General features: G+C 63.5%; 22 protein-coding genes, 4 tRNA genes and 1 pseudogene. 8 read left to right on the top strand and 19 right to left on the bottom strand.

The window, feature by feature from the left end; translation table 11 throughout:
- Positions 1-173 precede the first annotated feature (173 nt).
- The gene (gene rne, locus ACPFMA_RS08005) at positions 174-3,359 is read left to right on the top strand and encodes a ribonuclease E (protein WP_425929940.1); all 3,186 of its coding nucleotides are present in this window, start codon (positions 174-176) and stop codon (positions 3,357-3,359) included.
- 169 nt (positions 3,360-3,528) lie between these two features.
- Here rne and murB read toward each other — a convergent pair whose 3' ends face one another.
- The 8 genes and pseudogenes from murB to ACPFMA_RS07965 form a co-directional block, all read right to left on the bottom strand.
- On the bottom strand, positions 3,529-4,548 hold the full coding sequence (gene murB, locus ACPFMA_RS08000; protein ID WP_425929939.1) for a UDP-N-acetylmuramate dehydrogenase: 1,020 nt from the start codon (positions 4,546-4,548) through the stop codon (positions 3,529-3,531).
- Positions 4,545-5,009 (bottom strand): low molecular weight protein-tyrosine-phosphatase, encoded by a 465-nt coding sequence (locus ACPFMA_RS07995; RefSeq protein ID WP_064304883.1) that lies wholly within the window; start codon positions 5,007-5,009, stop codon positions 4,545-4,547. The genes murB and ACPFMA_RS07995 overlap by 4 nt, the downstream gene beginning before the upstream one ends.
- Complete coding sequence (gene kdsB / locus ACPFMA_RS07990) at positions 5,009-5,773, bottom strand: 3-deoxy-manno-octulosonate cytidylyltransferase (protein ID WP_064304884.1); 765 nt, start codon at positions 5,771-5,773, stop codon at positions 5,009-5,011. Before kdsB ends, ACPFMA_RS07995 begins: the two co-directional genes overlap by 1 nt.
- Entirely contained in the window at positions 5,770-5,955 is a 186-nt protein-coding gene (locus tag ACPFMA_RS07985) for a Trm112 family protein (protein WP_003247142.1), read from the bottom strand. Before ACPFMA_RS07985 ends, kdsB begins: the two co-directional genes overlap by 4 nt.
- Positions 5,956-5,992: 37 nt before the next feature.
- Positions 5,993-7,003 (bottom strand): tetraacyldisaccharide 4'-kinase, encoded by a 1,011-nt coding sequence (gene lpxK, locus ACPFMA_RS07980; RefSeq protein WP_064304885.1) that lies wholly within the window; start codon positions 7,001-7,003, stop codon positions 5,993-5,995.
- Positions 7,003-7,434, bottom strand: a complete 432-nt coding sequence (locus tag ACPFMA_RS07975) for an ExbD/TolR family protein (RefSeq protein ID WP_009406888.1) — start codon at positions 7,432-7,434, stop codon at positions 7,003-7,005. The genes lpxK and ACPFMA_RS07975 overlap by 1 nt, the downstream gene beginning before the upstream one ends.
- A complete protein-coding gene (locus tag ACPFMA_RS07970; protein WP_009406890.1) occupies positions 7,431-8,066 on the bottom strand; it encodes a MotA/TolQ/ExbB proton channel family protein in 636 nt (211 codons plus the stop codon). The genes ACPFMA_RS07975 and ACPFMA_RS07970 overlap by 4 nt, the downstream gene beginning before the upstream one ends.
- Positions 8,067-8,130: 64 nt before the next feature.
- Positions 8,131-10,344, bottom strand: a pseudogene (locus ACPFMA_RS07965) (DNA internalization-related competence protein ComEC/Rec2).
- A gap of 141 nt (positions 10,345-10,485) precedes the next feature.
- Between ACPFMA_RS07965 and ACPFMA_RS07960 the strand changes: the two are divergent.
- Complete coding sequence (locus ACPFMA_RS07960; RefSeq protein ID WP_037062198.1) at positions 10,486-11,025, top strand: DUF2062 domain-containing protein; 540 nt, start codon at positions 10,486-10,488, stop codon at positions 11,023-11,025.
- On the opposite strand, the gene ACPFMA_RS07955 is transcribed toward ACPFMA_RS07960, so the two are convergent.
- From ACPFMA_RS07955 to ACPFMA_RS07945, 3 genes are all read right to left on the bottom strand, one after another.
- Positions 10,993-11,772, bottom strand: coding sequence for an ABC transporter permease (locus ACPFMA_RS07955; RefSeq protein ID WP_279900109.1), 780 nt, complete (start codon positions 11,770-11,772; stop codon positions 10,993-10,995). The genes ACPFMA_RS07960 and ACPFMA_RS07955 overlap by 33 nt on opposite strands.
- Entirely contained in the window at positions 11,769-12,701 is a 933-nt protein-coding gene (locus ACPFMA_RS07950) for an ABC transporter ATP-binding protein (RefSeq protein WP_009394829.1), read from the bottom strand. The genes ACPFMA_RS07955 and ACPFMA_RS07950 overlap by 4 nt, the downstream gene beginning before the upstream one ends.
- A 144-nt stretch (positions 12,702-12,845) precedes the next feature.
- Positions 12,846-13,469, bottom strand: a complete 624-nt coding sequence (locus tag ACPFMA_RS07945; RefSeq protein ID WP_064304888.1) for a glutathione S-transferase family protein — start codon at positions 13,467-13,469, stop codon at positions 12,846-12,848.
- Positions 13,470-13,645: 176 nt separating this feature from the next.
- Here ACPFMA_RS07945 and ACPFMA_RS07940 point away from each other — a divergent pair, with 176 nt between their 5' ends.
- The gene (locus tag ACPFMA_RS07940) at positions 13,646-16,093 is read left to right on the top strand and encodes an acyl-CoA dehydrogenase (RefSeq protein ID WP_425929938.1); all 2,448 of its coding nucleotides are present in this window, start codon (positions 13,646-13,648) and stop codon (positions 16,091-16,093) included.
- Between the two features lie 76 nt (positions 16,094-16,169).
- The gene (locus ACPFMA_RS07935) at positions 16,170-16,580 is read left to right on the top strand and encodes a PA2817 family protein (RefSeq protein ID WP_009398349.1); all 411 of its coding nucleotides are present in this window, start codon (positions 16,170-16,172) and stop codon (positions 16,578-16,580) included.
- 151 nt (positions 16,581-16,731) lie between these two features.
- Here the strand turns inward: ACPFMA_RS07935 and ACPFMA_RS07930 are convergent.
- The 4 genes from ACPFMA_RS07930 to ACPFMA_RS07915 all read right to left on the bottom strand — a co-directional run bounded on the left by ACPFMA_RS07930 (position 16,732) and on the right by ACPFMA_RS07915 (position 17,148).
- Positions 16,732-16,807 (bottom strand) — tRNA-Gly (locus tag ACPFMA_RS07930).
- 4 nt (positions 16,808-16,811) lie between these two features.
- A tRNA-Glu gene (locus ACPFMA_RS07925) sits at positions 16,812-16,887 on the bottom strand.
- A gap of 107 nt (positions 16,888-16,994) precedes the next feature.
- Positions 16,995-17,070: transfer RNA gene (locus tag ACPFMA_RS07920), tRNA-Gly, on the bottom strand.
- A gap of 2 nt (positions 17,071-17,072) precedes the next feature.
- A tRNA-Glu gene (locus tag ACPFMA_RS07915) sits at positions 17,073-17,148 on the bottom strand.
- 331 nt (positions 17,149-17,479) lie between these two features.
- Between ACPFMA_RS07915 and ACPFMA_RS07910 the strand changes: the two genes are divergently transcribed.
- Positions 17,480-18,247, top strand: a complete 768-nt coding sequence (locus ACPFMA_RS07910; protein ID WP_037059958.1) for a hypothetical protein — start codon at positions 17,480-17,482, stop codon at positions 18,245-18,247.
- A gap of 163 nt (positions 18,248-18,410) precedes the next feature.
- On the opposite strand, the gene ACPFMA_RS07905 is transcribed toward ACPFMA_RS07910, so the two are convergent.
- A complete protein-coding gene (locus ACPFMA_RS07905; protein ID WP_420057492.1) occupies positions 18,411-18,893 on the bottom strand; it encodes a GAF domain-containing protein in 483 nt (160 codons plus the stop codon).
- Positions 18,890-19,780, bottom strand: a complete 891-nt coding sequence (locus tag ACPFMA_RS07900; RefSeq protein ID WP_009398346.1) for an ATP-binding protein — start codon at positions 19,778-19,780, stop codon at positions 18,890-18,892. The genes ACPFMA_RS07905 and ACPFMA_RS07900 overlap by 4 nt, the downstream gene beginning before the upstream one ends.
- A 123-nt stretch (positions 19,781-19,903) precedes the next feature.
- Between ACPFMA_RS07900 and ACPFMA_RS07895 the strand changes: the two genes are divergently transcribed.
- Positions 19,904-22,222 carry a response regulator gene (locus ACPFMA_RS07895; protein WP_425929937.1) on the top strand — a complete coding sequence of 773 codons (2,319 nt, stop codon included), beginning with the start codon at positions 19,904-19,906 and terminating at the stop codon, positions 22,220-22,222.
- Here ACPFMA_RS07895 and ACPFMA_RS07890 read toward each other — a convergent pair.
- Together ACPFMA_RS07890 and msrB are read right to left on the bottom strand one after the other, a co-directional pair.
- A complete protein-coding gene (locus ACPFMA_RS07890; RefSeq protein WP_009398344.1) occupies positions 22,215-22,694 on the bottom strand; it encodes a glutathione peroxidase in 480 nt (159 codons plus the stop codon). The two genes, ACPFMA_RS07895 and ACPFMA_RS07890, sit on opposite strands and share 8 nt — an antisense overlap.
- Positions 22,695-22,722: 28 nt before the next feature.
- Positions 22,723-23,115: a peptide-methionine (R)-S-oxide reductase MsrB gene (gene msrB, locus ACPFMA_RS07885; RefSeq protein ID WP_064304892.1), complete on the bottom strand. Its 393-nt coding sequence runs from the start codon at positions 23,113-23,115 to the stop codon at positions 22,723-22,725.
- Positions 23,116-23,316: 201 nt separating this feature from the next.
- Between msrB and ACPFMA_RS07880 the strand changes: the two genes are divergently transcribed.
- Both ACPFMA_RS07880 and htpX read left to right on the top strand, forming a co-directional pair.
- A complete protein-coding gene (locus ACPFMA_RS07880) occupies positions 23,317-24,528 on the top strand; it encodes a pyridoxal phosphate-dependent aminotransferase (RefSeq protein ID WP_009398342.1) in 1,212 nt (403 codons plus the stop codon).
- 213 nt (positions 24,529-24,741) lie between these two features.
- Complete coding sequence (gene htpX, locus ACPFMA_RS07875; RefSeq protein WP_009398340.1) at positions 24,742-25,629, top strand: protease HtpX; 888 nt, start codon at positions 24,742-24,744, stop codon at positions 25,627-25,629.
- Positions 25,630-25,679: the final 50 nt, after the last annotated feature.

Below are 25,679 nucleotides of genomic sequence, written 5' to 3'. Positions count from 1 at the left end.
TGACACAACAGCAAGCAGGACGCGTCGTCGCGGCCTCGGCAACACTGGTCACCAGTCAGCCGGAAGTCGCTGGACACGGGATGGCCCGCCACCCCTGACGCACCTGACACCGACCGTGAGAAGTCGTGTGTGCCGAACGCCGTTTCCGGCAGCCCGGAAACCGACGGTATTACATGAAAAGAATGCTGATTAACGCGACTCAACCCGAAGAGTTGCGTGTTGCTCTGGTAGACGGCCAGCGCCTCTACGACCTGGACATCGAGTCCGGTGCGCGCGAGCAGAAGAAGGCCAATATCTACAAAGGCCGGATCACCCGTATCGAACCCAGCCTCGAAGCCGCTTTCGTCGACTTCGGCTCCGAACGCCATGGCTTCCTGCCACTCAAGGAAATCTCCCGCGAATACTTCAAGAAGAACCCGGAAGGCCGGGTCAACATCAAGGAAGTACTGAGCGAAGGCCAGGAAGTCATCGTCCAGGTCGAAAAAGAGGAGCGTGGCAACAAGGGCGCAGCCCTGACCACCTTCATCAGCCTTGCCGGCCGCTACCTGGTACTGATGCCGAACAACCCGCGTGCCGGCGGGATTTCCCGTCGCATCGAAGGCGAAGAACGCAATGAACTGCGCGAGGCCCTGAACGGCCTGGTCGCTCCGGCCGACATGGGCCTGATCGTGCGCACTGCCGGCCTCGGCCGCAGCAGCGAAGAAATGCAGTGGGACCTCGACTACCTGCTGCAACTCTGGACCGCGATCAAGGAAGCCTCCCAGGACCGCGCCGCGCCCTTCCTGATCTACCAGGAAAGCAACGTCATCATCCGCGCCATCCGCGACTACCTGCGCCAGGACATCGGCGAAGTGCTGATCGACAGCATCGATGCCCAGGAAGAAGCCCTGACCTTCATCCGCCAGGTGATGCCGCAGTACGCCAGCAAGATCAAGCTGTACGAAGACAGCGTCCCGCTGTTCAACCGTTTCCAGATCGAAAGCCAGATCGAAACCGCCTTCCAGCGCGTGGTCGACCTGCCGTCCGGCGGCTCGATCGTGATCGATCCGACCGAAGCCCTGGTGTCGATCGACATCAACTCGGCGCGCGCCACCAAAGGTAGCGATATCGAGGAAACCGCCCTGCAGACCAACCTGGAGGCGGCCGAGGAAATCGCCCGCCAACTGCGTCTGCGCGACATCGGCGGCCTGATCGTCATCGATTTCATCGACATGACCCCGGCCAAGAACCAGCGCGCAGTGGAAGAAAAAGTCCGCGAGTGCCTGGAAGCCGACCGCGCCCGCGTCCAGGTCGGCCGCATCTCGCGCTTCGGCCTGCTGGAGATGTCCCGCCAGCGCCTGCGCCCGTCCCTGGGCGAAAGCAGCGGCATCGTCTGCCCGCGCTGCAGCGGCACCGGCATTATCCGTGACGTCGAGTCGCTGTCCCTGGCGATCCTGCGCCTGATCGAAGAAGAAGCCCTGAAGGACCGCACCGCCGAGGTTCGTGCCCAGGTGCCGATCCCGGTCGCCGCATTCCTGCTCAACGAGAAGCGCAACTCGATCACCAAGATCGAACTGCGCACCCGCGCGCGCATCATCATCCTGCCGAACGATCACCTGGAGACGCCGCACTTCGAAGTCCAGCGCCTGCGTGATGACAACCCGGAAGCCCTGAGCGCCCAGTCCAGCTACGAGATCGCTGCTGCCGAAGTCGAGGAAGCGCCGCAAGCCGCCGCCACCCGCACCCTGGTTCGCCAGGAAGCCGCGGTGAAGACCGCACCGGCCCGCGGCAACGCCCCGGTCGCCGCCGAGCAGCCGGAAGCAACCGCTCCTGCAGCGCCTGCCCACGTCGCGCCGGAACCAAGCCTGTTCAAGGGCCTGGTCAAGTCGCTGGTCAGCCTGTTCGCCGGCAGCAAGGAAGAGCCAGTTGCGCCTGCTGCTGCCGCGAAGCCAGCCGCCACCGAGCGTCCGCAACGCAACGAAGAGCGCCGCAACGGTCGCCAGCAGAGCCGCAACCGCAACGGCCGTCGCGATGAAGATCGCAAGCCGCGCGAAGAGCGTGCCGAGCGTGCACCGCGTGAAGAGCGCCAGCCTCGCGAGGAACGCGCACCACGGGAGGAGCGTCAGCCGCGTGAAGAGCGCGCACCACGTGAAGAGCGTCAGCAACGTGCTCCGCGTGAAGAGCGTCGTCCTCGTGAAGATCGCCCGGTCCGCGAACTGCGTGAACCACTGGATGCTGCTCCGGCCGCACCAGCCGTTCGTGAAGAGCGTCCTGAACGTGCTCCACGTGAAGAGCGTGCACCTCGCGAAGAACGCGCACCGCGTGAAGAGCGTCAACCTCGTGAAGAACGCGCCCCGCGGGAAGAGCGTCAGCCTCGTGAGGAGCGTGCTCCGCGTGAAGAACGCGCACCTCGTGAAGAGCGCCAACCGCGCCCACCGCGCGAAGAGCGCCAGCCACGCCCTGCCGAGCAGGCTGCCGAAGCTGCCGAGGAGCAACTGCCGAACGAAGAACTGCTGCAGGACGACAACCAGGAAGGCGCCGAAGGCGAACGTCCACGCCGTCGCTCCCGTGGCCAGCGTCGTCGCAGCAACCGCCGTGAGCGTCAGCGTGATGCCAATGGCGAACTGATCGAAGGCGGCGAAGAAGCCTCTGAAGAAGGCCAGGAGCCAAGCACTGCCAAACTGGCTGCCGGCCTGGCAGTGACCGCTGCGGTCGCCACCACTGCCATCAGCGCCAACGCCGAAGCCGAGGCTCACGCCCAGGCCGAACGCGCTACCGCCAAGGTCGAGGAAAGCGCTCCACAGGTCGAACCTGCGCCAGTGCAATCCCAGGCCGCCGAGATCGCCGAAGTGGCCGAGGCCGTGAAACCGTCCGAAGCAGTGGCTGAAACGAGCATTGCCCCTGCGGTCGAGCAACCGGCTGCCGTCGTCGAAGCCGTCGAGCCGAGCGTCGAGCCAGTGGTCGAAGTGACTCCACAGCCTGTCGAGCAGCCTGCCGAAGTGGCCGCGCCTGTGGTCGAAGCCGCTCCGGTCGTGGAAGCCGCGCCTGAGCCAGTCGTTGCCCAGGAGCAGCCACAAGCCCAGGAACCGGTCGTCGAGGTTCAGCCAGTGGTTGAAACGCCAGCGCCAGCCGTTGCCGAGGAAACCCCGGCAGCAGTGGTCGAGGCTCCAGTCGCCGAGCCGGCCCCCGTCGAAGCGCCTGTCGTGACTACCTCGAACGGCCGCGCCCCGAATGACCCGCGTGAAGTCCGCCGTCGCAAGCGTGAAGCCGAAGCAGCAGCTGCTGCCGCGGCCGCCGCAGCGGCTGAGGCCCAAGCCCAGGTCACCGAGGAAGCCCCGAAAGCCCTGGAAACCACCGAAGAGCACAAACCGCACTTCTGATTTCCAAAGGCTGAAAAAAAGCCCCGCCAGTGAAAACTGGCGGGGCTTTTTATTACCTGTCAAAAGCTGAACGCGCCCCCTGTGGGAGCGGGTTTACCCGCGATTACGGTAGTGAATTCACCGAAGCTATGGCGGGTGAACCCGCTCCCACAAGGTTCATGCAGGGCTTTTAATACAGATTCGGCTCCATCTCGAGTTCGACACCAAACCGCTCGAGAACGTCGCCCTGGATCTTCTGCGCCAGCTCATGCACCTGCTCGCCAGTCGCCTGGCCATAGTTCACCAGTACCAGCGCCTGCATCCTGTGCACACCGGCATCGCCGTCGCGATAACCTTTCCAGCCCGCCTGCTCGATCAACCAGCCCGCCGCCAGCTTCACCCGACCGTCGGCCTGTGGATAAGCCACGACACCCGGATGCTGGTCACGAATGCACTGGGCCAGTTCGGCACTGACCACCGGATTCTTGAAGAAACTTCCAGCATTGCCCAGCGTGGCCGGGTCCGGCAGTTTCTCTGCGCGAATGCTGCAGATCGCCTCGCTGACATCCCTGGCCGTCGGCTGCGTGATGCCCTGGTCTGCCAGGCGCTGACGCACCGGGCCGTAATCCAGATGCAGCGACGCAACACGGCTGAGCGCAAAACGCACCCGCAGAATGATCCAGCGTCCCGGATTTCGCTTGAAATGGCTGTCACGGTAGGCGAACTCGCACTCCTCCAGGCTGAACTCATGCAGATCGCCAGTCTGGCGATCCAGCGCGGTCAACCCGGCAAAGACATCCTTGATCTCGACACCATAGGCGCCGATGTTCTGCATCGGGGCGGCACCGACGGTACCGGGAATCAGGCTGAGGTTTTCCAGCCCGGCCAGGCCCTGCGCCAGGGTCCACTGCACGAACGGATGCCAGGGTTCCCCCGCCTCGGCTTCGACCACCACTCGCTCGCCATCATCCGAGAGCATGCGGATGCCGCTGCTGTTCATGCGCAGGACCAGCGCGGTGACGTCCCGGGTCAGCAACAGGTTGCTGCCACCGCCAATTACCAGGACCGGCAGGTCCTCGGTTGCGGCATAGGCCAGCAACTGACGCACCTCGTCATCATTGCGCGCCTGGGCGAAATGACGTGCCTCGGCATCGATACCGAAGCTGTTGTACGGCTTGAGGGAAACCTGCGATTCAACCTTGGCGCTCATAGCCGCCCCTTCAATTCGCTGACCAGCCCGCGACAGGCCGCTTCGATCAGGTCAAGCACATGCTCGAAGCCCTGCTCGCCGCCGTAGTAAGGATCCGGGACCTCGTCCAGGGCGCCTTCGTAGCGGCGCAGGAACAGGTCCAGCTCGGCGCTGGCGTGACCCGGGCGCATCGCCTGGAGATTGGCCAGATTGCTCTTGTCCATGGCCAGGATCAGGTCATAACGGGTGAAGTCCTCCACGCTGACCTGCTGCGCCCGCTGGGCCGACAGATCGTAGCCACGCAACTGGGCGGCGCGACGGGTGCGGCTGTCCGGCGGGTTGCCGACATGCCAGTCGCCGGTGCCCGCCGACGCCACATGGATCACCTCGGCCAGCCCGGCTTCGGCCAATTGATGACGCAATACGCCTTCAGCGGTCGGCGAGCGGCAGATATTGCCCAGGCAAACGAAGAGGACGCGCATCAGGCCTCCAGCAAGCGCCGCACGCGCTCGAGGTCTTCAGCCGTGTCGACACCCACGGGCGGTGCTTCCAGGGCATCGGCGACATGGATACGCACGCCATGCCAGAGCGCGCGCAACTGCTCCAGTGCTTCAGTCTGTTCCAGCCAGCACGGGCCCCAGCCAACGAAGTCCTGGAGGAAGCCGGCACGGTAGGCATACATGCCGATATGCCGACGGTAGGGCACCCCAGCCGGCAGTTGCTGGCGATCCCGGGCCAGCGCGTCACGTGCCCAAGGCAGCGGCGCACGGCTGAAGGTCAGGGCCAGCCCGTTGCAATCGGCGACCACCTTGACCACGTTCGGATTGAACAATGCCTCGACCGATTCGAGGGGCTCGCCAAGCGTAGCGATGCCCGCTTCCGGATGGGCAGCCAGGTTGGCGGCCACCTGGTCGATGATCGACGGCGGGATCAGCGGCTCGTCGCCCTGCACGTTGACCACGATGGCATCGGCAGGCAAGTCCAGCGCGGCCGCCACTTCGGCCAGGCGGTCGGTACCGGATTCGTGGTCCGCGCGGGTCAGCAGGACCTCGGCACCGAAGGCCTTGCAGGCCTCGACGATGCTGGCATCGTCGGTGGCGATGACCACGCGGGCAGCGCTGCTCTTGCGCGCCTGTTCCCAGACATGCTGGATCATCGGCTTGCCGGCGATCGCCAGCAGCGGTTTGTTCGGCAGGCGCGTCGAACGCAGGCGCGCCGGGATCACTACGGTGAAGGCCAGGCTCATTTGTCCAGGCGCTCATCGTCGGTCAGGGTACGGGCTTCGCTTTCCAGCATCACCGGGATACCGTCGCGGATTGGATAGGCCAGGCCGGCACCCTTGCTGATCAGCTCGGTCTTGTCGGCGCTGAGCTTGAGCGGGCCCTTGGTGATCGGGCAAGCGAGGATATCGAGCAGTTTGGTGTCCATGGTGTGTTCCTCAGGCCTGTGGCCGAAACGAAATAGATCAGGGTTGCCGGCTATCCGGCAGCAGTCGCGCCAGTCGCTCGTCGAGCCAGCTCACGAAGGCCGGCGACGGCTGCGCATCGACGGCAAGATACCACCAGTCATCCCCGGCGAAACTGCGACATTTCACGGCATCCTTCTCGGTCATCACCAGCGGCAGCGACGGCACGAACGCCAGGGCTTCGCTGCTGAACACGGCATGATCGGCGAAAGGATGCTCGACGGGAGCCCAGCCCAGCGTGCGCAAGGTATCGAAGAAGCGCTGCGGATTGCCGATACCGGCCACCGCATGCAGCGCCTGCCCAGCGGGAAAATGATCCAGCGGCCGGCGCTCGCCACTGCGCAGGTTGACCAGCGCCGTGGGTTGCAAGGTAAAGGCGTAACCGTCGTCGCGATCGGCCAGCGCACCGTTGTACAGCAGGGCATCGACCTCGCCCAGGCGCTCCACCGGTTCGCGCAGCGGACCGGCGGGCAGGCAGCGGCGATTGCCGAGACCGCGGGCGGCGTCGATCAGCACCAGCTCCAGATCGCGGGCCAGGCGGTAATGTTGCAGACCGTCGTCACACAGGATCAGGTCCAGCGGCTCGGCCTCGAGCAAGGCGCGCACGGCCTGGGAGCGGTCGGGGTCGATCATCAGCGGCACACCGCTGCGCTGCACGATCAGCAGGGGTTCGTCGCCGGCGTGGGCGGCTGGCTGGTCGGCGCGCACCCGCCAGGGCAATTGCGGCGGTCTGGCGCCATAGCCACGGCTGACCACGCCGACCTTCAGCCCGCGCTGACGAAAATGCTCGACGAGAAACAGGATCAGCGGTGTCTTGCCGGTGCCGCCCACGGTAATGTTGCCCACCACCAGCACCGGCACCGGCGCGCGGTAGATGCGGCCCTCGCCTGCCAGGAAGCGCTGGCGCTTGCCGCGCACGATCCTGCGGTAGAGGGCTTCGAGAGGAGACAGCAGGGCGAGCAGCGGGTGGCCCTTGTACCAGGCCTCCAGCAGGCGATCCGAGAAAGCCATCAGGGCGTCCCCGGTGCGGCCTCGACCGTGGTCATGCGCAAATGGCTGAAGCCGAGCTTGCCGGCCGCGTCCATTGCCGTCACCACCGCCTGGTGCGGAGTCTTGCCATCGGCGCTGATCGCCAGCGGCAGCTTGGTATCACCGCCAGACTCCTTCTGCAGGGCCTCGGTCAGGGTCGCCAGGTCGCTCTTGGGCAGCAGGTGATTGTTCACCGAATAGACACCTTCGGCGCTGATGGTGATTTCCACCAGTTTCTGCTCGGATTCCGGCATCGGCGCGCCGCTGGAGGCTTCCGGCAGTTCGACGCGCAATTGCGTCTCGCGGGTGAAGGTGGTGGTGACCACGAAGAACAGCAAGAGGATGAACACCACGTCGATCAACGACGCCAGGTTGATATCCACGTTCTCGCGTTGCTTGCGCCGGAATTTCACGCTTTGCCCCCGGCCAGGTCGACATCGCGGTCGCCCTGCAGCACTTCGACCAGCTTGATCGCCTCCTGCTCCATTCCTACCACCAGCTCATCGATGCGGCGCTGCAGGAATCGGTGGAAGAACACCGCCGGGATGCCGACCATCAGGCCTGCGGCGGTGGTGATCAGCGCCTTGGAAATGCCGCCGGCGAGCACGGCTGCGTTGGCCGTCATGCCCGAGCCCATGAACGAGCTGAAGATGTCGATCATCCCCAGCACGGTGCCGAGCAGGCCGAGCAACGGTGCCATGGCGGCGATGGTGCCGAGGGCGTTGATATAGCGCTCCAGCTCATGGATGACCCGGGCGGCGGCTTCCTCGATGCATTCCTTCATGATTTCACGACCATGACGGGAATTGGCCAAGCCGGCGGCAAGGATCTCGCCCAGCGGCGAATCGGCCCGCAGCTCCTTGAGCTTCTCGGTGCTCAGTTGCTTGTCCTTGATCCAGCGCCAGACCTGCCCAAGCAGGTGCGGCGGGGTCACGCGGGCGGCACGCAGGGTCCACAGGCGTTCGGCAACGATAGCCATGGCGGCGATGGAACTCAGAATGATCGGCAGCATCATCCAACCACCGGACTTGACCAATTCCCACACTGTAAGGACCCCCTCGGAAAAAGTTCTGCACTCTACCATAGGGGGCCATGGCTGCCGAAGGCTGTCATGTCGGATCGCGCCAGAATTTGCCCCGCTCGCGCTCGCCACGCGCGCTGCCGAAGCTGCCCAGACGCAGATGCACCGCACCGAGCACGGCGCTGTCGTAGACAGCGATATGCCGCGCGGCGTAGCGGGCCGTTACCAGCGGCGACGGATGGCCGAAGCCATTGTGCCGACCACGGGAAACCAGCACCCCGCGAGGCCGCAGCACATCCAGGAAAGGGGCACTGGACGAGGTCCGGCTGCCATGATGCGGCGCCTGCAGCCAATCCACCGGCCCGGCCTGGAAGCCTTGCAGCCAGGCCTGCTCGGCGAAGCGGTCGATATCGCCGGCCAACAGCAGGGTTTCACCGGACGCCTCCACCTTCAGGACGCAGGAGTGCTGGTTGCTGTCGTCCGCGCCCTGCCATTGCCAGAGTGAAAAGCGCACCTCGTTCCACACCCAGGCCTCGCCACTGGTACAGGCATCGGCCGGCCAGGACGGATCCGGCTCGCCGGCCACCACCCGATCCACCGGCAAGCCACGCTGCACTGCGAGGGCACCGCCGGCATGGTCGGCGTGGGCATGGCTGATCAACATCAGGTCCAGTCGGCGAATGCCAAGCTTGAGCAGGGTCGGCACCACCACCCGCTCGCCAAGATCCACATCGCCTCGCGCGGGACCGGCGTCGTAAAGCAAGGCGTGGTCCCGGGTGCGCAGAACGAACGCCTGCCCCTGGCCGACATCCAGTTGCCAGACATCCACCTGCCCCGGCGGAACGGCAGCTCGCGGGGTGAAGCCGGCCAGCAGCAACAGGGGCCAACCCAGCTGGCGCATCGGCAACCCTGCCGGCAGCAACAACAGAAACGCGCCCAGGCAGACCAGCAGCCAGCTCCACAGCGGCAATGCCGGTGGAATCCAGGCCGGACGCCAGGCCGCCATCCAGCCGAGCAGGTCGAACAACCATCCGAGCAAACCGCCCGCCAGCCAGAGCAGCCCTTCGCCGACCAAGGGCAGCGGCAACAGCAAGGTTCCCGCCAGGGCCAGCGGCAGCACCAGGATGCTCAGCCAGGGCACCGCCACCAGGTTGGCCAGCGGCGCGCTGAGACTGACCGGCAAACCCAGCGCCAGCAGCAGCGGCAGCAGACCGATGGCGATGAACCATTGCACCCGCCCCCAGGCCGTCCAGATCGGCCAGCGTCCCAATCGACCGCCGAGCACCATGACCAGTACCGCAACGGCCCCGAACGATAGCCAGAAGCCCGGCAACAGCGCTGCCAGCGGCTCGAACAGCAGCACGCCGTTCAGCGCGATCAGCAACGGCCAGGCGACCCCGAGATGGCGAAAGCGCAAACGCCAGAGCAGCACGACCGCCAGCATGATGCAGGCACGCTGCACCGGGACCTGGAACCCGGCCAGCACGCCGTAGCCCAACGCAGCGGCGAACGCCAGCCCGCAGGCCCAGGGCAACCAGGGCTGGCGCTGCGGCCACCAGCCGAGGCGGAACAGGCCGACCACCAGGGCATAGACCAACCCGGCCAGCAAGCCGATATGCTGGCCGGAAATCACCAGCAGGTGCACGGTGCCGGTAGCTTGCAGGACGTTCCAGTCTTACCGCGCCAGGCCGGCGCCATCGCCCAGCACCAGGGCCGCCAGCGCCGCCTCCCGGCCATTGGCCGGTGTCGCCAGCAACCGCTGGCGAATACCATCGCGCCAGGCACCACTGGCCGGCGCCATGCGTACACCATCCTTGACCGAGCCCAGCCCGCCGATGCCCCGGGCCAGCAGCATCGCCTCGGCATCCGCGGCATGAGGATTGAGCAGGCCTTGTGGCTGTTTCAGATTGACCGCCAGGCGCCAGCGCTCGCCGCTGTTGAGCGCCGGGCCGTCCTGCCAGGTCAGGCGCAGGCGGCGCGGCAATTCGGCACGGCGTGATTGCGCGTCCTGCAACTCGAAGCGCACCCGCTGTCCACCCTGCTCCGGCAAACCGACCACCCGCCCCTCGATCCACAAGGTCCGGCCATCGAGCTGACGCGCCAGGCGATCATCCAGCGCGCTTTGTGCGCAGAGGCTGGACCAGCACACCCCGAAGAGGAAAAACGCCAGAGGGAACAAGCGCCGCCACAGGCAAACCAGGCACAGCACGGCGAGGACCGAAAGCGCTCCGACGGACGGCAACGCGGTCAGAAAGATCGGACACAAAAGCCCGAGCGAGAGCGCCAACATCCCTGTGCGCATCGGTTGAACCCCGGATAAAACCATGACCTCGCAGGCTTAGCCCAAGGCGAAGCGGGGCTCACTTATTAATTGTCACAAAGTCTGAATGGGCACAGTTTGTAATACGTGCATACTTGCCCCTTCCGAACGCCGAGACCCCACATGCCGCGTCGACTTTTCAAACGCTACATGCCCGATCCGACGAGCATCCGGGAACATAAATCCTTACGTTTTCTCGGTCGGCTGCTGCATGACGCCAACCTCTGGCACCTGAACCGCCATTCGGTGGCCCGGGCCATGGCGGTAGGCCTGTTCGCCGCGTTCATTCCGATCCCGATGCAGATGCTGCTGGCGGCCAGCCTGGCGATCCTGGTGCGCGGCAACATGCCCATCGCCGTCAGCCTGGTCTGGCTGACCAATCCCATCACCATGCCCCCGGTGTTCTACTGCACCTACCAGATGGGCGCCTGGCTCATGGGCATCCCCCCGCGCACCCTGCCCGAGGAAATCACCTTCGACTGGATCACCGAGCAGTTGTCGACCCTGTGGCAACCCTTCCTGCTCGGCTCGGTGGTCTGCGGGCTGCTGCTCGGCGCCCTCGCCTACTGCCTGACCATGCTCTATTGGCGCTGGTGGGTGGGCAGGCAGTGGCGCCGGCGCAAGGCAAGATCAGCTGCGCATTCCGCGCCCACTGACCAGTAGCCGGACGCAGCCGAAATACAGCACGGCAGTGGCGATCAACATGAAGGTGATGGCAACGCCGATGCGGATATCGGACACGCCGAGGATGCCGTAGCGGAAAGAATTGACCATGTGCAGCACCGGGTTGGCCAGCGACACGGTCTGCCAGAACGGCGGCAGCAGGTTGATCGAGTAGAACACCCCGCCCAGGTAGGTCAGCGGCGTCAGGACGAAGGTCGGGATGATCGAGATATCGTCGAAATTGCGCGCGAACACCGCATTGATGAAGCCGAGCAGCGAGAAGATGGTCGCGGTGAGCAGCACCACCAGCACGGTGATACCCAGGTGATGCACCTGCAGATGGGTGAAGAACAGCGACAGCAGCGTCACGATCACCCCGACCGCCAGCCCGCGCAGGACACCGCCCAGGGTGTAGCCGATCAGGATGGTGTGCGGCGACACCGGCGAGACCATCAGTTCCTCGATCGAGCGCTGGAACTTGCTGCCGAAGAAGCTGGAAACCACGTTGCCGTAGGAGTTGGTGATCACCGACATCATGATCAGGCCCGGCACGATGTACTCCATGTAGCTGAAGCCGCCCATGTCGCCGATCTGGCGGCCGATCAGGTTACCGAAGATCACGAAGTACAGGACCATGGTGATCGCCGGCGGCAGCAGGGTCTGCGGCCAGATCCGGGTGAAACGGCGTACTTCGCGGTAGACGATGGTGTTGAGGGCGACCAGGTTGGCGCGCAGTTCCGAACTCATATCGCCACCTTGGACAGATTCTTTTCAACCAGGGACACGAACAGCTCCTCGAGACGGTTGGTCTTGTTGCGCAGGCTGGTCACTTCGATGTTCTGCAGGGCCAGCTGGGTGAACAGCGCGGTAATGCCTGCATCCTTGTCCACCTGGACTTCCAGGGTATGGGCGTTGATAAGGCGACACGGGTAGCCGGCCAGTTGCGGAGCCTGGGCCAGGTCATGGCGCAGGTCGAGGACGAAGGTTTCGACATGCAGCTTGCCCAGCAACTGGCGCATGCTGGTGTTCTCGACGATGGTGCCGTGGTCGATGATGCCGATGTTGCGGCACAGCTGCTCGGCCTCCTCCAGGTAATGGGTAGTGAGGATGATGGTAATGCCCTGCTGGTTCAGTTCGGTAAGGAAGCTCCACATCGACCGGCGCAGCTCGATGTCGACACCGGCCGTGGGCTCGTCGAGGATCAGCAGGCGCGGCTGATGGATCAGCGCCCGGGCGATCATCAGGCGGCGCTTCATGCCGCCTGACAGCGAGCGGGAAGGCACGTCGCGCTTTTCCCACAGGCCCAGTTGGGTCAGGTACTGCTCGGCGCGCTCCTTGGCGACCTTCGCCGGAATGCCGTAATAACCCGCCTGGGTCACGACGATGTCGAAGGTCTTTTCGAACTGGTTGAAGTTGAACTCCTGGGGCACCACGCCGATGCTGCGCTTGAGCGCGGCAGGCTGGCGATCGAGATCATGTCCGAAGACACTGACGCTGCCGCTGGTCTTGTTCACCAGGGTCGAAAGAATGCCGATGGTGGTGGATTTGCCGGCACCGTTGGGGCCCAGCAAGGCAAAGAAGTCGCCCTCGGCGACATCCAGGTCGATGCCCTTGAGGGCCTGGAAGCCGTTGCCGTAGGTCTTGGTTAGCTGCCGAATGGACAGGGCTGAACTCATGGCGGGTCCGCGTACCTTTGGAATTGTTCGGGAAATCTGCCTGTGCCGGCATACCGGCCAGGATAAATGCGGCCATGGTGCTCACCTTGGCCGCACAAGTACAGTCAACTCTATCGATATTAACTATCACATCGAGCGAAACGATCAGGTCAACGCGGTCATCACCGCCGCCTGGTAGGCCGGACGCTCACGCAGACGGTCGTACCAGGCGCGCAGATGACGCATCTGCGGACGCTCGATGGGCATCTCGAACCAGGCGTAGACGAAGCAGCCCAAGGGGATGTCGCCCATGCCCGCTTCCTGGCCGGACAGGAACGGCTGAGAGGCCAGGGCCTCGTCGGCGATCGACAGCAATTGTGCACAGGCCTTTTGCGCCGCGTTGATCGCCACCCAGTCCTGCTGGTCCGGTGGCGTGCGCAGGATGCCCCAGAACAGGGGGCGGAACGGCGTGGCCAGGGACGAGGTGGTCCAGTCCATCCATTTCTCCGCCTTGGCCCGCACCACCGGATCCTCGGGATACCAGGAGGTACCGGGAGCGTACCTGGCACCCAGGTAGCGCACGATGGTGTTGGACTCCCAGAGCACCAGCCCGTCGTCTTCTATCGTTGGCACCACGCCATTGGGATTGAGTGCGCGGTAGTGCGGCTCGTTGACCACGCCGAACGCTCCACCGGCATCCACCGCCTCGTACTGCAACCCCAGCTCCTGCGCGCACCACAGCACCTTGCGCACGTTGCTGGAATTTTTCCGACCCCAGATCTTGAGCATTTTTACATCCTGTTACCTGCGAGGGAGGCCCAGTCTACCCCAGCGCGCTGCCCAGGCAACCGCTGCCGAACTCCTTTGGAAAGGACCTGTCACTGTTCAGACGAGGCCGTTGCGCAGAGACCGACTACGCTCTGACGGATGTCCTGACACGTGAAAGGTTTCCAGGAGGAAAGACTATGTTGCTGTTGTGGTTGCTTGTGCTCGTACTCGGGGCCGCCTGGCTCGCGCATCGCCGTACCCCCGCCCTGCCCGCCCTGGCACTGGTGGCGGCCTATGTGGTTGCCATGGGCATCTTTTCTCGGGCACCGGGCTGGCTGATCTTCGTGCTGTTGCTGGTGGTCGCCGCCATCGCCGCGCCCCTGTTGCTTCCAGACCTGCGCCGCAAGCTGCTCACCGCACCACTGTTCGCCTGGTTCCAGCGCACCCTCCCGCCGATGTCGGTCACCGAGCGCGAAGCCATAGACGCCGGCACCGTGTGGTGGGACGGGGAACTGTTCAGCGGCCGACCGAACTGGGACACCCTGCTGGGCTACTCGAAGCCTGAACTCACCGCGGAAGAACAGGCGTTCATCGACGGTCCCACGGAAGAACTCTGCGCCATGGTCAGCGACTGGCAGATCGGTCAGGACATGGACCTGCCAGCACAGGCCTGGGAGCACATCAAGACCCACGGATTCTTCGCCCTGATCATTCCCAAGGAGTACGGCGGCAAAGGTTTTTCCGCCTACGCCCATTCCCAGGTGGCGATGAAGCTGGCAACCCGCAGCGGTGACCTGGCCTCGACCGTGATGGTTCCCAACTCCCTCGGCCCGGCAGAATTGCTGCTGCATTACGGTACTGATGAGCAGCGCAACCACTACCTGCCGCGCCTGGCCCGTGGCGAAGAAATTCCCTGTTTCGCCCTGACGGGCCCACTCGCCGGCTCTGATGCCGGTGCGATGCCGGACACCGGGATCATCTGCAAAGGCCAGTGGAAAGGCGAAGAAGTCATCGGCCTGCGCCTGAACTGGGAAAAGCGCTACATCACCCTCGGACCTGTCGCAACCCTGCTCGGCCTGGCCTTCAAGGCGTACGACCCCGAGCACCTGCTGGGCGATGAAGACGAACTGGGCATCAGCCTGGCGCTGATCCCCACCGACACGCCCGGCGTCGAGATCGGCAAGCGCCATCTGCCCCTCGGCGCGGCGTTCATGAACGGCCCCAACGAAGGCAAGGACGTGTTCATCCCGCTGGACTTTCTCATCGGCGGCCAGGCCATGCTCGGCAAGGGCTGGATGATGCTGATGAACTGCCTGTCGGTAGGCCGGTCGATCTCGCTGCCGGCCGTGGGTACCGGCGCGGCCAAGTTCACCAGCCTGGTCAGTGGCCAGTACACCCGGATCCGCGAACAGTTCAACGTGCCCCTGGCGGCCTTCGAAGGCATCCAGGAATCCCTGGCGCGCATCGGCGGCAACGCCTGGCTGATGGACAGCGCCCGCCTGCTCACCGCCAAGGCAGTGGACCTGGGCGAAAAGCCCTCGGTGCTGTCGGCCATCCTCAAGTACCACCTCACCGAGCGCGGCCGCGAGTGCATCCAGCACGCCATGGATATCCACGGCGGCAAGGGCATCATCATGGGCCCGAACAACTACCTGGGCCGCAACTGGCAGGGGGCGCCGATCTTCATTACCGTGGAGGGCGCCAACATTCTTTCGCGCAACCTGATGATCTTCGGCCAGGGCGCGATCCGCTGCCATCCGTTCGTACTCAAGGAGATGGCCCTCGCCGGGCGCGAGGACCGTGACCAGGCGGTGCATGAATTCGACCGGTTGCTGATGCAGCATATCGGTTTCGCCGTCGGCAATGCGGCCAGCACCCTGGTGCTGGGGCTGGGCCTCGGGCATTTCGAGAAAGTCCCCGGCGACCCGCTGAGCCAGGGCTACTTCCGCGCGTTGAACCGACAGGCCGCAGCCTTTGCCCTGCTTGCCGACCTGTGCATGATGCTGCTCGGTGGCGAACTTAAACGCCGGGAGCGCCTGTCGGCGCGCCTGGGTGATGTTCTCAGCTACCTGTACTTGGGTTCGGCAGCGCTCAAGCGCTACCACGACCTGAATTCCCCTTCGCACCTGCAGCCCCTGCTGCGCTGGGCTATGGAAGAAAGCCTCGGCCAGGCGGAACAGGCGCTGGACCGGCTGCTCGACAACTTCCCCAACCGCCTGCTCGGCTGCGCGTTGCGCCTGGTGGTGTTCCCGTTTGGCCGCCGGCATACAGGGCCAAGCGACGAACTGGACGCGGAAATCGCCGAACTGATTGGTCGCAGTGCCGGGGACCCCGCGCTGGAAGCGCTGCTCGACGGCTGCTACCGCCCGACCGATCCAGAAGATCCGGTAGGCGCGCTGCAGCACGCCAGCCAGTTGCTGGGCGACAGTGCCGACGCCCACAAGAACCTGCGCCATGCCCTGAAAAACGGAGAATTCACAGTCGATGCCGGCGAGTCGCTGATCGACGCGGCGCTGCGCAGCGGTGCGCTGGACACGGCACAAGCGGAAAAACTGCGTGAGGCCGAAGCGGCGCGGCGCAAGGTCATCGATGTCGATGCCTTCACCAAGGAGGAACTGCTACCGAGCACCGGCAAGGTGCGCTGATCGTCATCCGACCGGGACATCGGGCGCGGGGGGCCTTATACTCCCGCGCCCGTTTTTGCTTTGGAGGATCGCCCGCATGGCCAATGCACACCTGGACTACCACCTTGTCCTGCTCAAACACCTGCGCAGCATCCTCGCCGCCCTGGGCGAAGCCGAGCAGGTACCGGAAGAGAGCCACGCCCTGTTCCTCGAACGCTTCGACGAACTGCTGGAACAACTGCCGCAGGACCCGCTGGAAAGCCAGTACCTGGGCCAGGACCTGATGTGCCAGGTCATCCAGCGTTATCCACAGATCGCCCACCTGGTACCGCGGGACCTGTTGTGGTTCTTCGGTGGTGATTGCCTGCACTTCATGCCGGATGAAGAACTGGACCTGTACCAGGAGCTGGAAGAACGCCGTTACGCTGCGGAGCAGAACGACGAGCCGTTCGACTGGAACCAGGAAAAGCAGTTGCTGAGCATGTCCGAGCAGGACAGCAAGCACTGAGCGAAAGCATGACGCGGACCTTGTGGGAGCGGGTTTACCCGCTCCCACAAGGTCCGCGTAATGCCTGGGATTTTTCCGACAAAAACGAAAAAAGGACCCGAAGGTCCTTTTTTTCTTGCTACCCGACCCGAAGATCCAGTAGCGCCATATTTGGAGCGGGAAACGAGACTCGAACTCGCGACCCCGACCTTGGCAAGGTCGTGCTCTACCAACTGAGCTATTCCCGCATATTGGCGTCCCCTAGGGGACTCGAACCCCTGTTACCGCCGTGAAAGGGCGGTGTCCTAGGCCACTAGACGAAGGGGACTCTTCCTGAAACGAGCAGTCGCTTGATTCAGTGACCAGCATCGAAAGCATGGGCTTCAAAACTGGATTTTTTACAAGCCCCGCCATGAAGGCGAAACCTTTGTAAATTGGAGCGGGAAACGAGACTCGAACTCGCGACCCCGACCTTGGCAAGGTCGTGCTCTACCAACTGAGCTATTCCCGCATTGGCGTCCCCTAGGGGACTCGAACCCCTGTTACCGCCGTGAAAGGGCGGTGTCCTAGGCCACTAGACGAAGGGGACACGCTACAACTTTTCACTCCCTGCCGCGTTTCGCTGTGTGCTTTACGCTGCAAGTGGCGCGCATTCTAGGGGGGCTTTTCAGGGTCGTCAACCCCAAATTAGAAATTTATTTAAATCAATGACTTCGGGCAGTTTTCAGACCTCCGCAAGGCCCGCGCCCTGTTGAATTGTCCGACGCTGCCGACAAAGAAAAAGCAGGGAATGAGTTGTCCAACTGTGACTCACGGCAAATTGCCATCAATCCCCGGCCGGCTTCTGCCAAACTGCTCTATCCGGGCAAATGGGAAGCCACTACACTCAATCGGTATACCTGACTGACGAGGCGTGAACGGTGACACCACTAATGATTACCCTGCTTATAGTGGCGGGTATCGCCTTACTGATCGTGATCGGCTATCTCAACAATGTGGTCGAGAACAACAAGCTGGAACGCGCGCGACTCAAGGTCGAGCTGGCCGACCGCTTGCGGCGCGTGGGCGAGATCACCGAAACCTTTCCCGGCCAGCTGATGACCCCAGCCCTCAAGCTGCTGCTGACCCGCCTCGAACTCAACCTCAACCAGCGCCAGTTGGCCCTGGACAAGAACAACGACGCCATTCGCACGCGTATCGGCGAACTGGATACCCTAATCGCCCAGGGCGAATCGCTCCCGGTAACCAACCCGCCTTCGCCGATCCAGACCGAAGCCAAGGCCAAGGACATCCGCTTCCTGCTGGAGGCGCTGCACAGCCAGGTAGTGCGCGCCTGCCAGGAAGGCTTCCTGGCTACCAACGAAGCCAAGTACTGGGTCAAGGAAATCCGCCACATCCTGGTGGTGCTGCATATCGAGTTCTTCAATAACCTCGGCCAGGCCGCACTGCAGCAGAACCAGCCCGGGCATGCCCGCCTGGCCTTCGAGCGCGGCGTGCAGTACCTGCGCAAGCAACCGGAGCCCGCGCAATACCGGGAGCAGCTGGAATACATGGAAAAGATGCTGAACCGGGCCAATTCCATGGTCCTGGATACCATCGAACCGACCGCCGACGACACCAACGCCCTCACCGAGGGCTTGAAGACCGACGAAGAAGAGAACTGGAAGAAGAAAGTCATCTACGACTGATATCGTAGCTGTAGATTTCCGCTGTTGTTGATGGCCTCATCGCTGGCAAGTCGGACCGCCGCACCGCAGCTCCCACAGGCACCGCAGGACACTGTGGGAGCTGCGGTGCGGCGGTCCGACTTGCCAGCGATGAGGCCATCAGCCCGGAATCAAATCTCGAGAATCAGCAATCCGTCGCCTGCAGGAAAATCTCCACCAACCGCTCCAGCCCCGCCTGATCCTCCGCGCCAAATCGAGCCAGCTTCGGACTGTCCAGGTCCAGCACACCAATCAGCCGACCGTCCTTGACCAGCGGAATCACCAGTTCGCTGTTGGACGCACTGTCGCAGGCGATATGCCCGGGAAAGGCGTGCACGTCCTCGACCCGCTGGGTCTCCAGGCTTGCAGCGGCAGCGCCGCACACGCCACGCCCGAAGGCAATGCGCACGCAGGCCACCTGGCCCTGGAACGGGCCGAGCACCAGTTCACCATCCCGGTTCAGGTAAAACCCTGCCCAGTTCAGGTCATCGACCTGGTTGTACAGGAACGCGGAAAACTGCGCGGCATTGGCAATGAAGTCGCGCTCGCCGGAAAGCAAGGCTTCCAGCTGCGCCGCCAGCAGGGCGTAACCACCCAGTCCGGCGCCTGCCGCATTCAAATCGATCATTTGTGTTGCTCCAGCAGTTTGAGTCCGACCCAATAGCGGGCGAACTGATAGGCACAACGGCCATTACGGTTGCCGCGGCCGGTTGCCCAGCGGATCGCGGCCTTGTCCAGTTCTTCGTCGCGCTGCCAGACCAGGCCGGGGCCCTTGGCCAACTGGCCTATCCAGTGCTCGACGACATTCAGGAAATGCTCCTGGCTGAACGGATAGAACGACAGCCACAGGCCGAAACGATCGGACAAGGCGATCTTGTCTTCCACCGCCTCGCTGGGATGCAGCTCGCCGTCGATCATCTTCCAGTTCTCGTTGTCGCTCTGCTTCTCCGGCACCAGGTGGCGGCGATTGGACGTGGCATACAACAGCACGTTGTCCGGCGCCTGTTCCAGGGAGCCGTCAAGTACGCTCTTGAGCACCCGGTAGTCGCCCTCCCCGGCTTCGAACGACAGGTCGTCGCAGAACAGCACGAAGCGCTGCGGCAGCCTTTGCAACTGTTCGACCACCCGCGGCAGGTCGGCGAGATGATCGCGCTCGATCTCGATCAGGCGCAGACCGGCGCCGGCATGTTCTGCCAGCAAGGCACGCACCAGCGACGACTTGCCGGTACCGCGCGAACCCCACAGCAGTGCATGGTTGGCCGGCATGCCATCGAGGAACTGCCGGGTGTTGCGCCCAAGCTGTTCACGTTGCTGATCGACACCGATCAGGTCGGACAGGCGGATGTCCAGGCTCACTTCCAGCGGCAGGAGAAAACCGCTGCGTCCATCGCGCTGCCAGCGCGCCGCCAGGCACAGGTTCCAGTCGATGTCCGGGCGCGGCATCGGCAACAAGGGTTCGAGACGCGCCAATACGGTTTCGGCACGTTCGAGAAACGCATTCAATCGGGAGTCCACGGGAATTCCTCGGTCAGATTCAGGCATTAACGAGCGAGCTGAATGTGTGACAGTACATGCCAGCAGCCGGGGTTGATCGGCTATGCTTGCGCAGCGCATGGAATGTGGAACTGGCTCGGGACCATGGATATCAAGTTCACCAATCGCCTGTCGTACAAGCAAGCCCGGCTGACCGTCCTCGTCGGCTTCATCCTGGGAACCTTGCTCAGTCTCATCCAGATAGGCATCGATTATGCCAGCGAAGACGCTTCCATCAACCGTGAGATGCAAGCGCTGCTGGATATCAGCCACAACACCGCCTCGCGCATCGCCTACAACATCGATGCCGAACTGGCCCAGGAATTGACCCTCGGCCTGCTGCAATCCCCGGCCATCGTCCGTGCCCGGCTGGTCGACAACAACGATACCGTGCTCGCCGATATGCAGCGCCCCCGCGAGGAAAGCACCTACCGGGCCATCAGCGACTTCCTGTTCGGCAACAACCGCGAATTTCGCAACCGCCTGTATCTCAGCCATATGCCCGACGAGTACCTGGGCACCCTTTATATCGATGTCGATACCTTCGCCTTCGGCAGCCGCTTTCTCAAACGGGCGGAAGTCACCCTGCTCAACGGCTTCGTGCGCAGCCTGGTATTGACCGGGATTCTCCTGGCGCTGTTCTACATGATGCTGACCAAGCCGCTGGTGCGGGTGATCAGCGCCCTGAGCAACAGTGACCCGCGCAACGGCGCGCAAGGCAAGCTGCCCTTTCCGGTGGGCCACGAAGACGACGAAATCGGCGTGCTGGTCAAGGTTGCCAACCAGCAGTTCGTCACCATGGCCACCGAGATCCAGCAGCGGCGCAACGCGGAAAACCGCCTGACCGATTACCTCAACCAGCTGGAGAACATCGTTTCGGCGCGCACCAACGAACTCAAGGCCAGCAACAACCGCCTGAGCCAGTCCAACCTGGAACTGGAAGACGCCCGCCGCCGCGCCCTCGACATGGCCCAGGCCCGCGCCGCCTTCCTGGCCAACATGAGCCACGAGATCCGCACGCCGCTCAACGGCCTGCTGGGCATGATCGCGCTGTCGCTGGACAGCCCGCTGACCACCGAGCAGCGCCAGCAACTGTCGATTGCCCACGACTCGGGCAAGGTGCTGGTGGAGTTGCTCAACGATATCCTCGACCTGTCCAAGTTCGATGCTGGCCAGCTGGAATTGGAGCGGATTCCCTTCGACCTTGGCACGCTGGTGGAAGACACCGCCAACCTGCTGTCACAGAACACCGCGCCGAACGTCGAGCTGACCTGCCTGATCGACCCTGGATTCCCCTCGATGGTGCTGGGCGACCCGACCCGGGTCAGGCAGATCGTCAGCAACCTGCTTTCCAATGCCCTCAAGTTCACCCGCTTCGGTCGGGTCGACGTGCGCCTGAGCACGCAAAGCGGCGGCGTGCGCATCGATGTCTGCGATACCGGCATCGGCATCGCCCCGGAAGCCCAGAGCCGTATCTTCCAGCCTTTCACCCAGGCCGGCGCCGGTATCACTCGGCAGTACGGTGGCACCGGCCTCGGCCTGACCCTGACCAACAACCTCTGCGAAGCCATGCAAGGGCGCTTGAGCATCAGTTCCGAATCAGGCTTCGGCAGCCAGTTCAGTGCCGAGCTGCCATTGCCCGGCCATACCGCAGCGGTCGTGCCGGAGCCGCTGCACGGCCAGGTGGTCGCCATCAGCAACGCCAAAAGCGGCCTGGCCGAGCTGCTGCAAACCTTGCTGCCGCACTGGGGCCTGCACTATCGGCGCCTGGATTCGCTGGACGATCTTGGCGGCGAAACCCCCGACCTGCTGATTACCGATGATCTGGACTGCGTTCTGACCCTGCGTCCGGCGAGCAAGGCCCCGATCCTGCTGGTTACCGCCTATGGCAACTTTCTTCCCGGCGAGCAGGCCGCGAGCCTGGCTCCGCTGCAACAACAGGCCAGGCCACTGGCTCGCAGCGCGCTGTACCAGGCCTTGCGCCGGGTACTGACGCGGGCGGACGAAGGCGTCCAGGTCAAGCAACCCGACCAACCGAAAAATGTGTCGCGGGGGCGGATCCTGCTGGTGGAGGACAACCCGGTCAACCAACTGGTAGCCAAGGGCATGCTGGCCAAGCTGGGCTGCGAAACGAGCGTCGCCGCCCACGGTGCCGAAGCCCTGGAGCAACTGGAGAACGAGCAGTTCGACCTGGTCCTGATGGACTGCAACATGCCAGTAATGGACGGCTACGAGGCCAGCCGCCGTATTCGCCAGAGCGGGCGCTGGCCGAACCTGCCGATCGTCGCCCTGACGGCCAACGCCATGCCCGAGGAGCGCGAGCGGTGCCGCGCTGCGGGCATGAACGATTATCTGGCCAAGCCGTTCCGGCGCGAGGAGCTGGAGGCCATGATCGACCACTGGGCCCCGCCACAGATCACTTGAGCAGCGCCTCGATGCTGGCGTTCAAGGCTTCGGGCTTGGTAGTAGGGGCATAACGGCTGACGGTGCCGGTCTTCGGGTCGAGGAGGAACTTGGTGAAGTTCCACTTGATGCCCTGGGAGCCCAGCAGGCCGGGCGCGCGCTTCTTCAATTCGACGAACAGCGGGTGGGCGCCCGGGCCGTTGACATCGACCTTGCGAAACAGCGGGAAGCTGACGCCGAAGTTCAGCTCGCAGAACTGTGAGATCGCCCGCTCATCCCCCGGCTCCTGCTTGCCGAACTGGTTGCAGGGGAACCCGAGCACCACCAGGCCGCGCTCGCGGTAGTCTTGCCAGAGCTTTTCCAGCCCCTTGTACTGCGGGGTGAAACCGCACTGGCTGGCGGTATTGACGATCAGCACGGCCTTGGCCGGAAAGTCCGCCAGGGTCTTCTGTTCGCCCTTGATGGTGGTGCAGGGGATGTCCAGCAAAGCCATATGACGCTCCTTTCATGCAAGGCGCCGTTCAGCGCGGTTCCAGCTCCAGGCACACGGAATTGATGCAGTAACGCAGTCCGGTCGGCGGCGGGCCGTCCGGGAATACATGCCCCAGGTGCGCGTCGCAGCGCGAACAGGTGACTTCGGTACGGATCATGCCGTGGGAGGTGTCGCGGATTTCGATCATCGCGCTGTCCTGGATCGGCTCGTAGAAGCTCGGCCAGCCGCAGCCGGAGTCGAACTTGGCGCGCGAGTCGAACAGCGGCGCGTTGCAGCAGATGCAATGGTAGATGCCATCGGTCTTCGTCGAGTTGTACTTTCCGCTGAACGGGCGTTCGGTGCCCTTCAGGCGGCACACCTGGTACTGCGCGGGGTCGAGCATCGCGCGCCATTCTTCAAGGGTTTTCTCGATCTTTTCCATGGGCAGGCCTCGTCAAATAAAAAGCCCGTGCTGCTTCTTTTCGCCGGCACGGGCGAGACGTATCATTGCGCCTCAATTCAGGCAACAGTCTGGCACCCGGATTACCCGCATTTCAAACCTTTTCATGGCGCGGCAGGGTTTGTACGAACGCTGTTTTCGTACAAGGGCCAGGCGGCGATCTTTTCTTATCGGGATCACATCATGCAGGTCAGCAAATCGAACAAGCTCGCCAATGTCTGCTATGACATTCGCGGCCCGGTGCTCAAGCACGCCAAGCGCCTGGAGGAGGAAGGCCATCGCATCCTCAAGCTGAACATCGGCAACCCGGCACCCTTTGGTTTCGAAGCGCCGGAAGAAATTCTCCAGGACGTGATCCGCAACCTGCCGACCGCCCAGGGCTACAGCGACTCCAAGGGCCTGTTCAGCGCGCGCAAGGCCGTGATGCAGTACTGCCAGCAGAAACAGATCGAAGGCGTCGGCATCGAGGACATCTACCTCGGCAACGGCGTGTCCGAACTGATCGTGATGTCGATGCAGGCCCTGCTCAACAACGGTGACGAAGTGCTGATCCCGGCCCCGGACTACCCGCTGTGGACTGCTGCGGTGAGCCTGGCCGGCGGTCGCCCGGTGCATTACCTGTGCGACGAGGGCGCCGACTGGTTCCCTGACCTGGAAGACATCAAGGCGAAGATCACCCCGAACACCAAGGCCCTGGTGATCATCAACCCGAACAACCCGACCGGCGCCGTGTATTCGCGCGAAGTCCTGCTGGGCATGCTCGAACTGGCCCGCCAGCACAACCTGGTGGTGTTCTCCGACGAGATCTACGACAAGATCCTCTACGACGAAGCGGTCCATGTAAGCACTGCGTCCCTCGCTCCGGACCTGCTGTGCCTGACGTTCAACGGCCTGTCCAAGTCCTACCGGGTCGCCGGCTTCCGCTCGGGCTGGCTGATCATTTCCGGGCCCAAGCAACACGCCCAGAGCTATATCGAAGGCCTGGACATCCTCGCCAACATGCGCCTGTGCGCCAACGTGCCCTCCCAGCATGCGATCCAGACCGCGCTTGGCGGCTACCAAAGCATCAACGACCTGGTCCTGCCGCCGGGCCGCCTGCTGGAGCAGCGCAACCGCACCTGGGAATTGCTCAACGACATTCCCGGCGTCAGCTGCGTCAAGCCCATGGGTGCGCTCTACGCCTTCCCGCGGATCGATCCGAAGGTCTGCCCGATCTTCAACGACGAGAAATTCGTGCTCGACCTGCTGCTCTCGGAAAAACTGCTGGTCGTCCAGGGTACCGCCTTCAACTGGCCGAGCCCGGATCACTTCCGCGTGGTGACCCTGCCACGGGTTGATGATCTCGAGCAGGCCATCGGGCGTATCGGAAATTTCCTGAAGTCCTACCGGCAGTAACCTACAGTCATACCTGTGTGGGAAAAGACGCAGGTATCGACCCTCCCCACGTCAGAATTTTCGCCCCGCGGCTCTGAGCCGCGGGTTGGGTCGGTGTACCTGGCTGTCAGACACGTACACAGTTTGAAATAGTCCCCCAGTTGAATCGCCACCAAGCGCACCTTATATAGCCGCATACGCTACATATCTATCCGTCTGGAGAACGTAACAACCATGATGCGCATTTTGCTGTTCGTAGCCACCAACCTCGCGGTCGTGCTGGTTGCCAGCATCACCCTGAGCCTGTTCGGCTTCAACGGGATCATGGCGGCCAACGGCGTCGACCTGAAGCTCGACTCGTTGCTGGTGTTCTGTGCCGTGTTCGGCTTTGCCGGCTCGCTGATCTCGCTGTTCATCTCCAAGTGGATGGCGAAGATGAGCACCGGTACGCAGATCATCAGCCAGCCGCGTACCCGCCACGAGCAATGGCTGCTGCAAACCGTCGAGGAGCTGTCCCGCAATGCCGGCATCAAGATGCCGGAAGTGGGTATCTTCCCGGCCTACGAGGCCAACGCCTTCGCCACCGGCTGGAACCGCAACGATGCCCTGGTCGCGGTCAGCCAGGGCCTGCTGGAGCGTTTCTCGCCCGATGAGGTGCGTGCCGTACTGGCCCACGAGATCGGCCACGTCGCCAACGGCGACATGGTTACCCTGGCGCTGATCCAGGGCGTGGTGAACACCTTCGTGATGTTCTTCGCGCGGATCTTCGGCAACTTCGTCGACAAGGTGATCTTCAAGAACGAAGAGGGCCAGGGTATCGCCTACTACATCGCGACCATCATCGCCGAGCTGGTCCTGGGCATCCTCGCCAGCATCATCGTCATGTGGTTCTCGCGCAAACGCGAATACCGCGCCGACGACGCCGGCGCCCGCCTGGCCGGTACCGGAGCGATGATCAGCGCCCTGCAGCGCCTGCGCTCGGAGCAAGGCGTACCGGTACAGATGCCGAGCACCCTGAATGCGTTCGGCATCAACGGCGGCCTGAAGCAGGGCCTGGCAGGCCTGCTGATGAGCCACCCACCGCTGGAAGACCGCATCGAAGCACTGCGTCGCCGCGGTTGATCGACGCCAGTAACAGGAAAGCCCGCTTAGGCGGGCTTTTTTGTGGAACA

Origin of the sequence: Pseudomonas sp. NyZ201 (assembly GCF_049860765.1) — a bacterium.
GTDB lineage: Bacteria > Pseudomonadota > Gammaproteobacteria > Pseudomonadales > Pseudomonadaceae > Aquipseudomonas > Aquipseudomonas bharatica.
This window is presented reverse-complemented; position numbering and strand designations above follow the sequence as displayed.

Excerpts from the sequence above, each read along its gene's own strand:
- ACPFMA_RS07935 (WP_009398349.1), top strand. The coding sequence starts at position 16,170 with ATGGCCAATGCACACCTGGACTACCACCTTGTCCTGCTCAAACACCTG.
- ACPFMA_RS07895 (WP_425929937.1), top strand. The coding sequence starts at position 19,904 with ATGGATATCAAGTTCACCAATCGCCTGTCGTACAAGCAAGCCCGGCTG.
- ACPFMA_RS07880 (WP_009398342.1), top strand. The coding sequence starts at position 23,317 with ATGCAGGTCAGCAAATCGAACAAGCTCGCCAATGTCTGCTATGACATT.
- ACPFMA_RS07890 (WP_009398344.1), bottom strand. The coding sequence starts at position 22,694 with ATGGCTTTGCTGGACATCCCCTGCACCACCATCAAGGGCGAACAGAAG.
- kdsB (WP_064304884.1), bottom strand. The coding sequence starts at position 5,773 with ATGAGCCTGGCCTTCACCGTAGTGATCCCGGCGCGCCTGCGTTCGACG.
- rne (WP_425929940.1), top strand. The coding sequence starts at position 174 with ATGAAAAGAATGCTGATTAACGCGACTCAACCCGAAGAGTTGCGTGTT.
- msrB (WP_064304892.1), bottom strand. The coding sequence starts at position 23,115 with ATGGAAAAGATCGAGAAAACCCTTGAAGAATGGCGCGCGATGCTCGAC.
- ACPFMA_RS07955 (WP_279900109.1), bottom strand. The coding sequence starts at position 11,772 with ATGAGTTCGGAACTGCGCGCCAACCTGGTCGCCCTCAACACCATCGTC.
- htpX (WP_009398340.1), top strand. The coding sequence starts at position 24,742 with ATGATGCGCATTTTGCTGTTCGTAGCCACCAACCTCGCGGTCGTGCTG.
- ACPFMA_RS07945 (WP_064304888.1), bottom strand. The coding sequence starts at position 13,469 with ATGCTCAAGATCTGGGGTCGGAAAAATTCCAGCAACGTGCGCAAGGTG.
- ACPFMA_RS07995 (WP_064304883.1), bottom strand. The coding sequence starts at position 5,009 with ATGCGCGTCCTCTTCGTTTGCCTGGGCAATATCTGCCGCTCGCCGACC.
- ACPFMA_RS07905 (WP_420057492.1), bottom strand. The coding sequence starts at position 18,893 with ATGATCGATTTGAATGCGGCAGGCGCCGGACTGGGTGGTTACGCCCTG.
- ACPFMA_RS07950 (WP_009394829.1), bottom strand. The coding sequence starts at position 12,701 with ATGAGTTCAGCCCTGTCCATTCGGCAGCTAACCAAGACCTACGGCAAC.
- ACPFMA_RS07985 (WP_003247142.1), bottom strand. The coding sequence starts at position 5,955 with ATGGACACCAAACTGCTCGATATCCTCGCTTGCCCGATCACCAAGGGC.
- ACPFMA_RS07960 (WP_037062198.1), top strand. The coding sequence starts at position 10,486 with ATGCCGCGTCGACTTTTCAAACGCTACATGCCCGATCCGACGAGCATC.
- murB (WP_425929939.1), bottom strand. The coding sequence starts at position 4,548 with ATGAGCGCCAAGGTTGAATCGCAGGTTTCCCTCAAGCCGTACAACAGC.
- ACPFMA_RS07940 (WP_425929938.1), top strand. The coding sequence starts at position 13,646 with ATGTTGCTGTTGTGGTTGCTTGTGCTCGTACTCGGGGCCGCCTGGCTC.
- lpxK (WP_064304885.1), bottom strand. The coding sequence starts at position 7,003 with ATGGCTTTCTCGGATCGCCTGCTGGAGGCCTGGTACAAGGGCCACCCG.